Raw genomic sequence first — 14,114 nt, forward strand, 5'->3', positions numbered from 1 at the left:
AGCACGCACCGCTCCACTCACCGAACCCAACGAGGGGGAAGTTTCATGTCCACGCTTCGCACCGCCCTGGTGGCCTCCGTGGCCGCCGTGGGACTGAATGGTTGTGTCTACGGTTACGTCAACGACGCCGCGACGGGCAGCGCCATCGAGGGCGTGTCTGTCACCGTCGCCTCGGGCACCTGCTCCGGCAGCGGCTGCACCAGCCCCAACGTCCAGGCGACGGACACGTCCGGCCTCTTCGTCTTCGACGCCTATGGCAACCACAACGGCGAGGACGATGTGCAGATCATCATGCCCGCCAGTGGTGAGGAGGCCATCAAGCTCGTCTACAGCCGCACGGGCTATCGCTCCGTCAGCGTCTACCACAAGCCCAACTACGAGACGGTCCAGCAGGACGGGAAGGAGTACCAGGTCTCCAACGTGCAGACCGTGTACCTCTGCGGGCTGTTCGCCACCGACTCCGACTCGGACGGCGTCTGCGACGCGGCGGAGAACCAATACGGCACCAACGCCTTCAGCTCCGACACCGACGGTGACAGGCTCAGCGACTTCGCCGAGCTGTACGGCTCCGGCGGCGTGGACCTGCGCTACTACGGCGCCAACCCGAAGAAGAAGGACATCTTCGTGGAGATGGACTACTACCCCGGCCTCAAGCCGATTCAGGCCGCGCTGGACCGCGTGACGGCCTCCTTCGCCGCCGCGCCCGTGAGCAACCCGGACGGCTCCACCGGCATCAACCTGCACCTGGTGCTCAGCCAGCAGATTGCCGCCGCCGACGCGGACATGGACCTCAACCCGGCGTGGACGGACTTCGACGTCATCAAGGCCAAGTACTTCCCCTCGCGCCGCGCGCCCTTCTTCCACTACGCGCTCGTCGCCAACCAGTACGACGCCAGCGGCTCCAGCGGTCTGTCCCGCGGCATCCCCGGCCATGACTTCATGGTGACCATGGGCAACTGGTCCACCCCGGGTGGCACCGAGCAGCAGCAGGCCGGCACCATCATGCACGAGCTGGGTCACAACATCGGCCTGCAGCACGGCGGCAACGAGGGCATGAACTACAAGGCCAACTACCTCAGCCTCATGAGCTACGGGTACCAGCTCCGCGGCCTGACGAAGGACGGCACCGACGGCATCCTCGACTACTCGCGCGTCCGCATCGCCGGCCTCAGCGAGTCCTCCGTCAGCGAGGTCAACGCCTTCTCGCCCATCGCTCCGACGACGGAGGCCGACCTGTCCCACTACGGCGTGCGCATCGGCACCATCCTCCGCACCGGCAACGCGAGCGCCAACCTCGACTTCAACGGCAACGGCGTCATCCAGGCCGGCACCATCGCCCAGGACCTGAACAACGACGGCGACACCTCGGACTTCATCAACACGTCGCAGAACGACTGGACGGCGCTCGTCTACCACGGCGCCAGCACCATCGGTGACGCCAACCTCGGCTCCACCAACAGCCTCATCGCGCCGCAGACCTTCCTCGTCCGGCCCGAGAGCACCGAGAAGTGCATCACCGAGTTCGAGACGCGCCGGTAATCCCGCTCACTGAACGCGCTACACACGCCGCCGGGTTCCTCGTCAGAGGGGCCCGGCGGTCGTGTTTCCAGCGGCGCACACGGTGGTATGCAATCGACCCGGGCATCCATCGTAGGAGCCCCGACCTCCTCCTCTGGAAAACGCCATGCGCCCACAGCTCCGCCGCTTCGCCGTCACCGCTCTCGCCGGCTGCACGGGTGTCGCCCTGCTCACCGCGGCCGACACGCGAAAGCCCTCCACCGAGTGGATGGCCCGTCCCTCCGAAGCAGCCCGCATCGCACGGGTGGAGGCGGGCCTTCCCGCGGTCTCACTCCCCGGCGAGAAGGAGCCCACGCGCCTGTCGCTCCAGCAGTGGATGGAGCTGTACAAGATTCCCGGCGTCAGCGTGGCCGTCTTCGAGAAGGGCGCGCTCGTGTGGGCCAAGGGCTACGGCGTGAAGCAGGCCGGCGGCTCGGACTCCGTCACGCCCGACACACTCTTCCAGGCCGCCTCCATCAGCAAGCCGGTGACGGCGCTCGCGGCGGCGCACTACGTGGAGGCCGGGAAGTGGTCGCTCGACGAGAACATCAACGACAAGCTCGTCTCGTGGAAGCTGCCGGAGAATGAGTACACGAAGACGGAGAAGGTGACGCTGCGCCGGCTGCTGAGCCACAGCGCGGGCACCACGGTGCATGGCTTCCCCGGCTACGCCGTCACCGAGCCCCTGCCCACGGTGCAGCAGATTCTCGACGGGGTGAAGCCCGCGAACACCGCGCCGGTACGGGTGGACCTCGTCCCCGGGACGACGACGCGCTACAGCGGCGGCGGCACCACCATCGTCCAGACGATGATGGTGGACCAGCTGAAGAAGCCGTTTCCGCGAATCATGCGTGAGACGGTGCTGGCGCCGCTCGGCCTGAAGCACAGCACGTACGAGCAGCCCCTGCCCGCGGCCCTCGCGCCCCTGGCCGCCTCGGGTACGAACTTCGGAGGCGACACCCTCGCGGGGAAGTGGCACGTCTACCCGGAGATGGCGGCCGCCGGCCTGTGGACGACGCCGTCCGACCTGGCGCGCATCGCCATCGAGGTGTCGAAGGGGCGGGCGGGAAAATCCAACCGCGTGGTGTCCCAGGCGATGGCGAAGCAGATGCTCACGAAGCAGTCGGAGGCCTTCGGGCTGGGCTTCCAGTTGGGGGACGGCGACCGCTTCGGGCACGGCGGCTCGAACGAGGGCTTCCAGTGCGCGCTGACGGCGTTCGCGGACTCGGGCAGCGGCGTGGCCATCATGACCAACTCCGACGTCGGCGGCCTGCTGCTGGACCGGCTCACCGCCGCCGTGGCCGCGGAGTATGGCTGGAAGTCGTATGTCCCCCGACCGGAGGGGCCCTTCATCCAGCTGGACCTGGTCGCGCGGCTCAAGGGCACGGAGGCCGCCCTCGCGTGGTACCGGTCCATGAAGCGTGACGGGAAGGGCAGCACGCTGTCTGCCGGCGACTTGAACAACCTCGGCTACCGGCTGCTCGGTGAGAAGCAGGTGGCCGATGCCCTGAAGACCTTCCAGGCGAATGTCGAGCTCTACCCCGAGGACGCGAATGCGCATGACAGCCTCGGCGAGGTCTACATGACAGCGGGCCAGAAGGCGGAGGCCATCGCGAGCTACAAGAAGTCGCTGGAGCTGAACCCGAAGAACACCAACGCCGTGAAGATGCTCGAGAAGCTGGGCGCGCCCCTCGACCCATCCTCAAATGTCCCCCGGAGCCACTAGAGTGGCGGCGTGGCTACTGCTCCTCGATGTTTCAACTGTGGCGCTCCCTTCCTGAAGTCGCCCGCTGAAGAACCGGTCTGCGGCCATTGCGGCGCGACGCGGCCCGCTCGCCCGCAGACGCAGCGGGTCGCTCCTGTTCCCAGTGCTCCCCCCACCCCCAGGTCGTCCTCGTCCGTGATGCTGCTCGTCGCCGGCGCGGGGGTCGTCACGATGATGGGTGTGGGGATGGCCGCGTACCTCCTGGCGGCGCCTCCCCGGCCAACACCGCCGCGCCCGACTCCGGCTCCGCCGCCCGTGGCCCGTCCCACACCCCCGGCGCCACCGGTTCCCGCTCCACCTCCACCCGAGGAGAACGCGCACATCGTGGAGCCCACGCCCGCCCCGAAGCCCACCGCGGCGAAGCCCGCCCCGCGCCCGCCCCAGACGAACGAAGCCTGGGGTGCCCAACGCCTGGCGAAGCACCTGAAGGACTACGACTACTGCGGCCGCGAGGCCATCCTGCGCAAGCAGGACATCCCCCGGCGCTACCGGCTGACGGCGAAGTTCGACGCCAACGGTGAGGGCAAGGCCGGCCGGGTGGACCCCGCGCCGGTGAGGATGCTGAACGCGTGCATCCGCAACCGGACGCAGTACATCTACCTGGGCAAGCCTCCGCAGGCGCGTGAGTTCGAGGTGGAGCTCACCCTGTCGTTCGCGCACCTCCGTCCCACGGGAAAGCCGGAGACCCGCGACGACCAGTGGAGCATCCGGGAAGAGGACCCCTACTGAACGGGACGTGCCTCATGGTGCGCGGCCACTTCGACGCGCACCTGCGTCCACGGCTGAGCCGGTGATGGCATCTCCTCTGGTTGCCGAGCTGGGGCCCCGAAGGTAAACGCCTCACGCGCATGCGTGAAGACACGACATCCCGCTGGAAGCGGCCTGCTCCATGGCTCCTGTGCCTGCTGGCGCTCGGCGTGGCCTTGAGCTTCAAGACGAAGTGGCCCGGGCCGAACCTCTACGCACTCCAGGCGGACTCCTGGCTCCACGGCCGGATGGACGTGGGGGCGGACTCGCATGACGTGGCGCTGTACGGCGGCAAGGCGTGGGTGCCCTTCCCGCCGCTCCCGGCGGTGCTGCTGCTCCCGGTGGTGGCCGTGACGGGCCCGGAGCGCGCCCCCGTGCGCGCTGTCGCCTTCGTGCTGGCCCTCGTGGCGGGATGGACCCTGTGGCGGCTCTTCGAGCGACTGGAGCTCGCCCCGAGAGAGCGCGCGTGGATGGTGGCGGCCTTCCTCCTGGGCACGGGCTTCTGGTCCTGCGTGCTGTGGAGCACGGGCATCTGGTTCTTCGCCCACGTGGTGGCGGCCACCTTCCTGGTGCTCGCCGTGGCGGAAGCGCTGGGCCGGGGGCGTGGCGTACTCGTCGGGCTGTGGGTGGGCTGTGCCTTCCTGTCGCGACAGCTCGCCGTCTACAGCCTCATCTTCCTGCTGGTCGTGCTCTGGCAACGGGGCGCGGCGGGAGGGCGGAAGCGCCAGGTGCTGCACGTGGCAGGAGCGCTCACCGCCTTCGGCCTCTGCGCGCTGGTGTACCTGGCGTACAACGCCGCGCGCTTCGGCAGCCCCTTCGACACCGGCTACGCGTACATCCCGCTGGGGGACTACCTGCAGGCGCGGGTGGAGCGGTACGGCCTCTTCCACTGGGCCTACCTGCCCTTCAACTTCATCTCCATGTTCCTGGAGGGGCCGCACTTCGTCTTCTCGCAGCCGCGCCTGCTGCAGCCCATCGCCGTGGATGGCATCGGCACTTCGCTCACCATCGCCAGCCCGTTCGTCTTCGTGGCGTGGGCAGCTCGCGGGCACGGCACCTCCGTCCCCGTGGCAGCGGCCTGGACGAGCGTCGGGCTTGCCCTGTTGCACATGCTACTCTACTACAACAACGGCTTCGTCCAGCTGAACGCGCACCGCTTCTGCCTGGACTTCCTGCCCGTGCTGATGGTGCTCATCGCGCTGGGCACGAAGCACATCCCCCCGGAGCGCTGGAAGCCCCTCGTCGCATGGGCGGTGGGGCTCAACCTGTTCGTCCTCACGCTGATGCCCCACCTGGCACGAATGCTCCGCTCACTCTGAGTCAGGCGCGGCCGCGTCCGCCCGCGAGCAGCGGCACGAGGTCCACGCCGCGCCACAGCCGCTCCCGCATCTCGCGCGAGTCCACCAGCGCTCGCGCGCCCCGGGGCGTGATGACGAACCTCCTCCGCGAGTTGCCCGCGCCGCCCTCCGCCCGCTCCGAGGCGACGAGCTCCTTCGCCTCGAGCCGGTCCAGCGTGGCGTACACCGCGCCAATCGCCACCTCGCGCCCGGCCACCTCTTCCAATTCCCGGCGCACGGCCATGCCGTACGCGCCCCCCGAGTCGGGCGCCCGCGCGGTGCGCACCACCGCGAGCAGCACCTGCTCCTCGAAGGTGCCGAGCGGTGCGTCGGAGGGTGTGTTGGATGCGGACGGCACGGGATGCTCCTTCCGGAACGACGGTTTGAAACGCGTGCGACTCTAGCTCTCGCGGAACACGGCGGCGGGGTCCTGCCCCGGCTGCGCGCGCAGCACCAGCGTCTGCCGCGTCATCGTCATGTCCGCCACCTGCGCGTGCAGCATGTAGCGCGCGGGGACGGAGCCGTCGGTGAGGCCCGCCTCCGCCACGTCCTCCACCACGCCGACGATGCGCTCCAGGCCTTCGAGCCCCGTGTTGATGCGCTGGCCGATGGGGTTCTCCCCCGGGAAGTACTTCTTCGCGAGCGCGCGGTTGATGACCACGGCGCGCTCCGTATCCACCCGGTCGCTCTCCTGCAAGAAGCGCCCGTCGAGCAACTGGATGCCGATGGCCTCGAAGTACCCGGGCGACACCAGTCGCACGTACGTGGTGCTGGAGGGCAGCTCCGGCTTGCCTTCGATTTCGAGCCCCCAGTCCTCACCCGCCCCGCGCAGCGGCAGCTTCTGCGTGGCGCCCACCGAGCGGACACCCGGGAGCGTCACGAGTGATGCCTCCAGGTCCGCAATCACGCGCGGCCGGGCCTCGCGCGCGACGTTGCCCTCCATCACCACGTCCAGCACCGCCACGCGGCCGGTGTCCACGCCCGAGTCGATGGCGCGCAGGTTCGTCACCGAGCGCACGAGCAACGCCGCCCCCGCCGTCAGCAGCACCGCGAGCGCCACCTGCCCCACCACCAGCGCGCCCTCCGTGCGTCCACCGCGCGCGCCGATGCCGCCGGTGCGCGACTTCGACAGCGCGCGCTGCGGGTCGGACCTACGCAGCGAGCGCGCCGGCAGCAGCGCCACACCGAAGGCCGCGACGAGCGCCAGCACGAGCGCCGCGGCGAACACGCCCCAGTCCAGCGAGCCGTGCGGCGCGAGCGGCCCGAGCGGCAACGCCTCACTGAGCAACCGGAAGCCCTGGGCCGCGATGACGGCGCCGACTCCCGCGGCGGCGAGCCCGAGCAGCAGTGCCTCCGCGAGCAACTGCTGCGTCATCCTCCGGCTGTCCGCGCCCAGCGCCACGCGGACGGCGAGCTCCGTGGCGCGGCTGTCCACCTGCCCGAGCATCAGCGCCGCGACGTTGGCGCATGCAATCAGCAGCAGCACCGCCATGGCCGCGAGCGTCGCGAGCAGCGGCGCCTGCAAGGGCCCCAGCAGGTGCTCGCGAAGCGGCGTCAGCTTCGGCGAGCGGGACTTGTCCCAGGCCTGTGGATACTCGAAGCGCTCCTTGAGCCGCGCGCCGAACCGCTTCAGCGCCAGGTCGATGACGGGCCCGTCCGTCCCGGGCGCGCGCCGCCCCACCAGCGCGTAGTTGCCCGAGCCGTCCTCGGGATTGAACGGCTCCGCCACCCAGGCGCGCACCGTCGGGTCCGGGAACCAGAAGCCCTTCGGCATCACACCCACCACCGTGTGCGTCGCGCCGTCGAGCTCCACCGTGCCGCCGATGAGCGACGGCTGGCCTCCGAGGTCGGCGTACAGCCCGTCGCTGATGATGACCGCGGGCGCGGAGCCGGGACGGTCCTCGGTTGGCTCGAAGGCGCGGCCCAGCGCGGGGCGGACGCCGAGGACGTCGAAGAGACCGGCGCTGGTGGAGACGGACGTCACCAGCTCGGGCGAGGCCTGCGGGCCCCGGCGCAGCGGGAGCTCCTTGGTGCGGAACGCCGCGACGGCGCTGAAGCCGGACCAGTCGGAGGACAGGTGGAGGAACTCGCGCTCGGACCAGTCGCCCGGGGACCAGAAGAGGCCGAGCCGCTCCTCGTTGGGGTACGGCAGCGGCGTCAGCAGCAGCCCGCGCACGAGCCCGAAGGCCGCGGCCGTCCCGCCCACTCCGATGGCGAGCGTGAGGATGGAGAGCAGCGCGTAGCTGGGGCGCGAGCGCAGCCGGCGGGCCGCGTAGCGCAGGTCCATGATGAAGCTCTCCATCGGGGGGCCTCCTGGGCGCAGACGGCTGGACGCAGGCTCAAAGCCGGTCCATCCGCGAGTGAAGGTCCGCCGCACCAGCGGCGGCACCGAGCCCAGCACCTGCCGCCACAACCACGCTCGCGCGGCACGGGGGCCCTCACGGGACGCGCGCCAGGCGAACTCGTCGGAGAGCTCGGCAACCACCTCGTCCCGCTCGGCATACGGAAGCCACGCCCGCATCAGGGCCAGAGGAAGTCGGGGGACCTTCACCGGGTCTCCACTCCTCGAGTCCGACGACGGCACGCGCACCTCGGTTGCTGGCTGGGTATTACTACAATGTAGAATACGGAGCCAGCGACGGACGATTGCGTGGGATTTTCAGACGCGACGCCGTGTCACGGAGGACCCGCGCCTACCACTGCACGCGCAGGGTGCCGACGCGCCCCTGCTCGGAGAGGACGGCGGGGCTGATGGTGCCGGTGGTGACGCCGCACTCGTCGAAGAGGAGGAGCAGCGTGCCCTCCCACGCGGCGAAGGACGCGGTGTCGAGCGAGTACGTGGAGCGCAACTCCAGCGTGCCGGAGCGCGGAGACTCGCGCGTCCAGCGGAACGAGAGGCCGGCGAAGAAGGGCCGGCACAGCGAGTCCAGCGCGGCGAAGAGGGCCGCGGGGTCCTTGCCGCTCATCAGGGTGAGCGTCTGCATCCGCGGCTTGAGGTACTTCAGCGTCGTGCTGCGCGTGGCCTCGTAGCCGAGACGACGGACGCTCTCGCGGCCCTTCAGTGACAGCACGGTCTGGAGCAACGGGGCCACGGCATCGATGTCCACCCAGGAGGAGTGCAGCGGAGGCGCGTCCATCAACTTGCCGATGGTGGGAGGGACGCGGCTGCGCACTTCCGCGCGCAGGCCGAGCAGGTCGAGCCCCGCCAGGTAGGAATGAAAAAGGCTGCCGGTGTACTTCCTGAACTGCTGCCCGTTCTTATCCATCACCGGGCATTCATGACCCGGGCACCGGGGCATGAACCAGCGGCGTCGAGTGTGCGCGCGGGTTCGTTCCCGGTAGTACCGACCGGCCAGCCGGGCGCCCGCCACGTCGTTGCGGGCACGCGCTCCATCTTCCGCCCGCGAGTTTCCATCACCGAGCTGGCGCTCCTCGCCGTTGCGCGCACAATCGGATGACGCGCCTTTGCTCGTACCCGTGGCGTCTTGCCCGTACGCTGAGTGCCCGCTCGATGCAGAGTCCTTCGCATGGCACTTCGTCGAACCGTAGCGCTCCTGCTGCTGGCGCTGTTGACCGGATGCGGAACCTCGCGCGTCGTGCGCCTCGACACGGGGCGGGGCACGCCGCTGGAGTACACGCCATCCGCCTCGAAACCCGTCAGGGTGGATGCGGATGCGTTCGAGGAAGCACTGACGCGACTGGTGCTCAATGCGCCCATGGCGCTCCGCTCTCCTCAGCAGGGCTTGCTGGAGCGCGTCTCCCATCAGCCCAACGGCGGCGACGCGGGATGGCGGCGCCTCATGGCCAAGGGCTTCGGAGGCATCTGCAGGGCGGGACAGCGGAGAGGTGATTGCCTGTCGCTGCTCGACGATGCGATGGGCATGGGCGAGTGGGACAAGCTGGGGGTCGCCCTGGCCCTGTCGCTCGACCCAATGAAAGAGAGCATCGCCCGGGCCGTGGAGGAGACCCTGGCTCCCCAGCTCTTCTATGCGGTCATCTCGACGGGGCTCGTGAGCTGGGTCGTCCTGGCGGCGAACCCCGAGCCCGTCTTCACCAAGGCAGCCGCCATCGTCTCGGCGGTGATGTTGAGCTACCTGGGAGTGGAGGTCTTCATCGAAGTGGTGGATGCGTGCCGCGAGCTGAAGCGGACGACGGACCTGGCCACCATGCCGCAAGAGCTGGAGCAGGCCGGCCGACGCTTCGCGAACCGAGTAGGCCCGGAGGTGGCTCGCGTCTTCGTCCTCGCGGTGACGATGGCGGTGAGCCACGGCATGACCGGGGGCGCCGCCTGGCTGGCCTCGCGGGTGTCGATGCTGCCCAGATTCACTGAGGCAGCGGCGGCGGGTGCCTCACAGCTGGGCATCAATCTGGCCAACGTGTGGCAGGTGTCCGCGGTGGCCGTCGTGGGGAATACCGTCGTCATCTCCCTGCCTGCCACTGCGATTGCCATGGTGGCGCAGGGCATGAGTGGAGGTTCAGCGGCATCAGCGCCGAGCGGGCAGCTCCACCATGTGATTTCGAAGCGGATAGCGGAAGCACTTGAAAAGCACGGCACCCTCAGTGGCCACTATTCCGCGAGGGACCCACGCTTCGTCACGCGAGCCGTCGACAAGGACGCCCATAACGGCTACCAGACATGGCACCGGGAAGTGGACAAAGAGGTCATCGACTGGCTGAACCGCTTTATCGAGCAACACCCGAACAATTCGAGGCCTTCTTGCGAGAAATCTACAGTCGCCCAGCCATGCGAGCGAGGTTCCCCAATGGCTTCTGAAGCCATTCCCCCCTCTGCGCACTTCTATCTCCTGGATAAGCAGAATGAAGGCAGGCACGACACCGAGTTCAGCAGGACCAGCTCGAATTTCGGCCCCGCGCTACGCTGCCCTCAGTGTGGAAACACCGTCGGAGCATTGAGCTGGGAGCCTCCCTACCAGGGCGACCTGGAGCTCTATGGCACGGATTTCGGCGACCTCATGAATGGCGCCAGCGGACTCATCATCACCGAGCGCTTCGCCGAAGACTTCCAAGCAGAGGGACTCACGGGACTCAGCGGCTTCCATCCCGTCGAGGTGAAGAAGGTCCGCCGCAGGGGCCGAGGCCCCAAGCCCGGCTCACCACCCAAGTACCTCTACGTCACGCTGGCCTACGGACAGCCGGCCCTGGACCTGGAGCGCAGCCGAATCCTCACCAAGCAGCCCGCGACCTGTACCTGGTGCCGCTACGCCGGCCCGGACGCCATCGACGGCCTCTTCCTGGAAGAAGGAACGTGGAACGGTGAAGACGTGTTCCGGCCGAGAGGCATGTGGGGCATCGTCCTCGTCTCCGAGCGCTTCAAGCGCTTCGCCGAGCGACACGCCATGAGCCACATGGCGCTCATCCCCATCGAGAAATACGTCTGGGACCCGCTGGGCCTCCTACCGCCGCCACAGCAGCCTGGCGGCGGTTAGCGTCCGAAGCCTCCACACCGAAGCAGCGATGCCCCACCAAAGCCACCAGTCGCAAGAGCGCCACAGAGGACCGCACATGAAGACCACCTGGATGGTCCGCGCCGGGCGCGGCAGTGAGAACATCGACGAGTTCCTGCGCCACGGCATCGTCGCCATGGGTGACGCGAGGCTCGGCCCGCTGTCCCCCTCTCAGTCCAAGGCGGACCTGCTGCGCCTCTACGCGGACAAGTACCCGGAAGAGGGAGAGGGCACGCGCGCCACCTGGGCCAACCAGTCCGCCCGCTTCGTCAGCGAGATGAAGTCCGGCGAAGGAGTCATCACCTACGACAGCGAGCGCCGCCTCTACTTCGTGGGCACCCTGACCTCAGAGTACGAGTGGGCACCCCAGCTCATCGAGTCCAAGCCCCATATGCGCCGCGTGAAGTGGACAGGCCGCGTCTCCCGCGACGGACTGAGCACGGCGGCGCGCAACTCGCTCGGCGCCATCCAGAGCCTCTTCAAGCTGGGCTCCGACGTGGCCGCCGAACTGGTCGAACAGGCGGTCTCCCTCGATAAGGCCCCTGAAGAAACAACCCCTCCTGTCACTCCGCCCGTGGCCCGTGCCGTCGAAGGCAAGCCCCGCTCGGACGCGGAGCTGAGTGCGGAGATGTTCGACAAGGCCGGAGCCTTCGTCGAGGACGCCATCAGCCGGCTGGGCTGGGAGCAGATGCAGCACCTGGTCGCCGGCATCCTGCGCTCGATGGGCTACCAGACCCGCGTCTCCGAGCCGGGTCCGGACCGTGGCGTGGACATCTTCGCCTCCCCGGACGGACTGGGCCTCCAGGAACCCCGCATCTTCGTCGAGGTGAAGCACCGCCCCGGCACGCCCATGGGCACCAAGGAGCTCCGCGCCTTCCTCGGTGGTCGCAAGGCCAATGACAAGTGCCTGTACGTGAGCACCGGCGGCTTCACCAAGGACGCGCACTACGAAGCCGAGCGCTCCAACATCGCGCTCACGCTCATCGCCCTGCCGCGCCTGCGCGAGCTGCTCCTCGAACGATACGAGCAACTCGATGCGCCAACGCGCGCGCTGGTCCCGTTGCAGCGCTTCTACTGGCCGGCCCGGTAGTAGTCCTGGGCCCCGCTGGGCCTCGCCTACCCGGCTGCCGAAATCGCCGCCGGGCAGGGATTGGCTTCAGGAAGACGAGTACGCCGGAGCGGCCCTCGGACGCGACCGCTGTTCCACGTTTCCCAGGGTGGCCAGATGCCAGCACCTCATCATCTTCTCCTGCTCACCTCACTGCTGCTCAGCGGCGGGCCTCTGGAGCTCGACGGAGGGAGCGTCAGCACCGACGCGGGGGCTCCCACGCGTCGCCCCATCATCGCGGAAGGCATCGAGTGGCCAGAGGACGTGAAGCCCCTGGCCACTCTGGATGGGCCCGCGGTCCTCGCGGCCCATGCCGCGCTGCAACGCCTGCTCTCCAGCTTCCCGAAGGAAACCACAGGCACTTGCTCCCACTCGGCGAAGGCCATGGAGGTTGTCGTCGGGCAGGAACGGGGCCTCTACTTCGTTCGCATCAACCAGCGCGTGGAGAAGTGCGGCAACTTCGCCCCCGGCTTCAACCTCACGCTCGACTGGTTCGAGCTGTATGCCGTGTCGCCCGAGGGCAAGGTGCTGGCCCGCTATCCGTACCAGCCCTGACTACCGCCCGTACCCCGCGCTCTTCACCTCGATGAGCTTGCCGTTCTCGAACACCACGACCTGCATCAGACGATTCGGGCCGAAGTTGTACGTCCACTCCTCGAACGTCTTCTGCACCGTCTTCTTCGTCGAGGTGTCCCCGTCCCGCGTCTTCACCTCTTCCGACTCCGTGCGGGACTCCTTCGACACGGGCTCTCCGCACTTCGCCACCACGTCCGACTTCGAAGCCCCGTCCGACACCAGCCCCGTGCCGCAACGCATCGAAGCCGCCTGTCCCACCACGGGAATCCCTACCAGCGACACAGCCACGGCCATCCAGAGAGCACGCATTCGAATTCCTCCGTCCGGCCCATGACGTGGGCCCCTGGACGAAAATTCACTCAGGCGTATGGATTGTAGAACTTCGCGAACGTCGCCCTCGCGAAGTCGCCGAAGGTCATCCCCGGTTGGAACGCGCCCACCTTCTGCTCCTTCGGGTCCGTGCCCTCCGGCGCCCTCAGGTGCGCGTCGTTGTCCGGCTGCATGAACACCGCGAACGTGGAGCGCGAGATGTTCCGGCTCGCCGGATGCGCCAGCGCCTGCACCGCGTGCGGCGTCGCCCTCAACAGCCCGCCCGTCACAATCTGCGAGCTCTCGCCAATCTGGAACGCGAGGCAGTCCTTGGGGATGACCACCTTCCGCTCCTGTCCGTTGCGCGTGCGCACGTACAGGCCGGCCTCGGGGTCCGGCAGCGGAATATCCGACCGCGCCGGCTCGGGAGCGCCGGGCTCCGCCTCGAAGTACATCGCCGGGCAGAGCGCCGTCAGCGAGCCGTGGTCGCTGTGCCAGCCACACCACGAGTCGCGCGTGCGAGGCGTCGCGTCCTCGTTGATGGCGAAGTAGTAGAGCAGCCGCGCCTTGCACGCACGCGACTCGCGAATCGTCTGCGCCAGCCGTGCGTCCGGGAACAGCCTGTCTCCCAGCTTCGCGCGCACGTACCTGTCACACTGCTCGGCGACGAGCACGCCCACGTCCACCATCCGCTGGCCCAGCGTCATGAACGCGGGACGCAGCTCCGGGAAGTCCGCCTCCGGCCACACGTTGGGGTGGTAGTTCTCCGGGTACTTGTCCACCAGCGACGCGTCCGCCTGCGGCACGTCGTACTGGGGATTGTTGTAGTACGAGCCCTTGAACTCATCGAACTGGCCGGGCTTGAGCAGCTCCTTCCCGTGGCTCCAGCCGAAGGAGTAGCTGCTGCGCTGGTGGACATACTTGTCCTTCACCTCGTTGGGGAGCGCCGCGAAGCGGAACCCCAGCGGCAGCAGGCCGTTGCGCAGCTCCACCAGCCCGGGGATGCCCCGCACCACCAGCAGGCCGATGCCATCCGGTCCATAGGCGCGCTCGATGGCGGCCGACAAATCCACACCCGCCTCGAGCTTCGCGTAGTCGAGGACCACGACTCCGTCTTTCGTCTCCACCGCTTCGCTGCTCATCCCGAATGCCTCGTCTTCTCACGGCGCCACACCGGAGTGGGCGCGGACCGGGGGACGCGTAAGCCCCCCGGCCACTGGAGCCGGCGACAATACTGCCCGGTTTCGGAG

12 protein-coding genes and 1 pseudogene are annotated in these 14,114 nt (G+C 68.6%); 8 read left to right on the plus strand and 5 right to left on the minus strand.

Features of this window, described 5'->3' with window-relative positions; all coding sequences use genetic code 11:
• The first annotated feature begins 45 nt into the window (after positions 1-45).
• The 4 genes from ACVTJA_RS51460 to ACVTJA_RS51475 all read left to right on the plus strand — a co-directional run bounded on the left by ACVTJA_RS51460 (position 46) and on the right by ACVTJA_RS51475 (position 5,388).
• On the plus strand, positions 46-1,539 hold the full coding sequence (locus tag ACVTJA_RS51460; protein WP_465832158.1) for a metallopeptidase domain-containing protein: 1,494 nt from the start codon (positions 46-48) through the stop codon (positions 1,537-1,539).
• A gap of 145 nt (positions 1,540-1,684) precedes the next feature.
• Positions 1,685-3,283: a serine hydrolase gene (locus ACVTJA_RS51465; RefSeq protein ID WP_465832160.1), complete on the plus strand. Its 1,599-nt coding sequence runs from the start codon at positions 1,685-1,687 to the stop codon at positions 3,281-3,283.
• Between the two features lie 174 nt (positions 3,284-3,457).
• Positions 3,458-4,051 carry a hypothetical protein gene (locus ACVTJA_RS51470; protein WP_465832161.1) on the plus strand — a complete coding sequence of 198 codons (594 nt, stop codon included), beginning with the start codon at positions 3,458-3,460 and terminating at the stop codon, positions 4,049-4,051.
• Between the two features lie 119 nt (positions 4,052-4,170).
• Positions 4,171-5,388 (plus strand): glycosyltransferase family 39 protein, encoded by a 1,218-nt coding sequence (locus ACVTJA_RS51475; RefSeq protein ID WP_465832163.1) that lies wholly within the window; start codon positions 4,171-4,173, stop codon positions 5,386-5,388.
• Between the two features lies 1 nt (position 5,389).
• Here the strand turns inward: ACVTJA_RS51475 and ACVTJA_RS51480 are convergent, their stop codons facing one another.
• From ACVTJA_RS51480 to ACVTJA_RS51490, 3 genes are all read right to left on the minus strand, one after another.
• A complete protein-coding gene (locus ACVTJA_RS51480; protein ID WP_465832165.1) occupies positions 5,390-5,764 on the minus strand; it encodes a PadR family transcriptional regulator in 375 nt (124 codons plus the stop codon).
• 42 nt (positions 5,765-5,806) lie between these two features.
• Positions 5,807-7,708: an ABC transporter permease gene (locus ACVTJA_RS51485; protein WP_465832167.1), complete on the minus strand. Its 1,902-nt coding sequence runs from the start codon at positions 7,706-7,708 to the stop codon at positions 5,807-5,809.
• A 391-nt stretch (positions 7,709-8,099) separates the two neighbouring features.
• The gene (locus tag ACVTJA_RS51490) at positions 8,100-8,672 is read right to left on the minus strand and encodes a hypothetical protein (protein WP_465832169.1); all 573 of its coding nucleotides are present in this window, start codon (positions 8,670-8,672) and stop codon (positions 8,100-8,102) included.
• 261 nt (positions 8,673-8,933) lie between these two features.
• On the opposite strand from ACVTJA_RS51490, the pseudogene sitA5 reads away from it, so the two are divergent.
• The 4 genes and pseudogenes from sitA5 to ACVTJA_RS51510 all read left to right on the plus strand — a co-directional run bounded on the left by sitA5 (position 8,934) and on the right by ACVTJA_RS51510 (position 12,534).
• Positions 8,934-10,180, plus strand: a pseudogene (gene sitA5 / locus ACVTJA_RS51495) (SitA5 family polymorphic toxin).
• Positions 10,181-10,316: 136 nt separating this feature from the next.
• Positions 10,317-10,853 (plus strand): hypothetical protein, encoded by a 537-nt coding sequence (locus tag ACVTJA_RS51500; RefSeq protein ID WP_465832171.1) that lies wholly within the window; start codon positions 10,317-10,319, stop codon positions 10,851-10,853.
• Positions 10,854-10,929: 76 nt separating this feature from the next.
• On the plus strand, positions 10,930-11,961 hold the full coding sequence (locus ACVTJA_RS51505; RefSeq protein ID WP_465832173.1) for a restriction endonuclease: 1,032 nt from the start codon (positions 10,930-10,932) through the stop codon (positions 11,959-11,961).
• Positions 11,962-12,096: 135 nt separating this feature from the next.
• Entirely contained in the window at positions 12,097-12,534 is a 438-nt protein-coding gene (locus ACVTJA_RS51510) for a hypothetical protein (RefSeq protein WP_465832175.1), read from the plus strand.
• On the opposite strand, the gene ACVTJA_RS51515 is transcribed toward ACVTJA_RS51510, so the two are convergent.
• Together ACVTJA_RS51515 and ACVTJA_RS51520 are read right to left on the minus strand one after the other, a co-directional pair.
• Positions 12,535-12,864 (minus strand): DUF2845 domain-containing protein, encoded by a 330-nt coding sequence (locus tag ACVTJA_RS51515; protein ID WP_465832177.1) that lies wholly within the window; start codon positions 12,862-12,864, stop codon positions 12,535-12,537. It abuts the gene before it with no gap.
• Positions 12,865-12,914: 50 nt separating this feature from the next.
• Positions 12,915-14,006 carry a 2-oxoglutarate and iron-dependent oxygenase domain-containing protein gene (locus tag ACVTJA_RS51520; RefSeq protein WP_465832178.1) on the minus strand — a complete coding sequence of 364 codons (1,092 nt, stop codon included), beginning with the start codon at positions 14,004-14,006 and terminating at the stop codon, positions 12,915-12,917.
• Positions 14,007-14,114: the final 108 nt, after the last annotated feature.

The organism is Pyxidicoccus sp. M6, assembly GCF_055568925.1.

Excerpts from the sequence above, each read along its gene's own strand:
- ACVTJA_RS51460 (WP_465832158.1), top strand. The coding sequence starts at position 46 with ATGTCCACGCTTCGCACCGCCCTGGTGGCCTCCGTGGCCGCCGTGGGA.
- ACVTJA_RS51465 (WP_465832160.1), top strand. The coding sequence starts at position 1,685 with ATGCGCCCACAGCTCCGCCGCTTCGCCGTCACCGCTCTCGCCGGCTGC.
- ACVTJA_RS51475 (WP_465832163.1), top strand. The coding sequence starts at position 4,171 with ATGCGTGAAGACACGACATCCCGCTGGAAGCGGCCTGCTCCATGGCTC.
- ACVTJA_RS51485 (WP_465832167.1), bottom strand. The coding sequence starts at position 7,708 with ATGGAGAGCTTCATCATGGACCTGCGCTACGCGGCCCGCCGGCTGCGC.
- ACVTJA_RS51490 (WP_465832169.1), bottom strand. The coding sequence starts at position 8,672 with ATGGATAAGAACGGGCAGCAGTTCAGGAAGTACACCGGCAGCCTTTTT.
- ACVTJA_RS51505 (WP_465832173.1), top strand. The coding sequence starts at position 10,930 with ATGAAGACCACCTGGATGGTCCGCGCCGGGCGCGGCAGTGAGAACATC.
- ACVTJA_RS51510 (WP_465832175.1), top strand. The coding sequence starts at position 12,097 with ATGCCAGCACCTCATCATCTTCTCCTGCTCACCTCACTGCTGCTCAGC.
- ACVTJA_RS51515 (WP_465832177.1), bottom strand. The coding sequence starts at position 12,864 with ATGCGTGCTCTCTGGATGGCCGTGGCTGTGTCGCTGGTAGGGATTCCC.
- ACVTJA_RS51520 (WP_465832178.1), bottom strand. The coding sequence starts at position 14,006 with ATGAGCAGCGAAGCGGTGGAGACGAAAGACGGAGTCGTGGTCCTCGAC.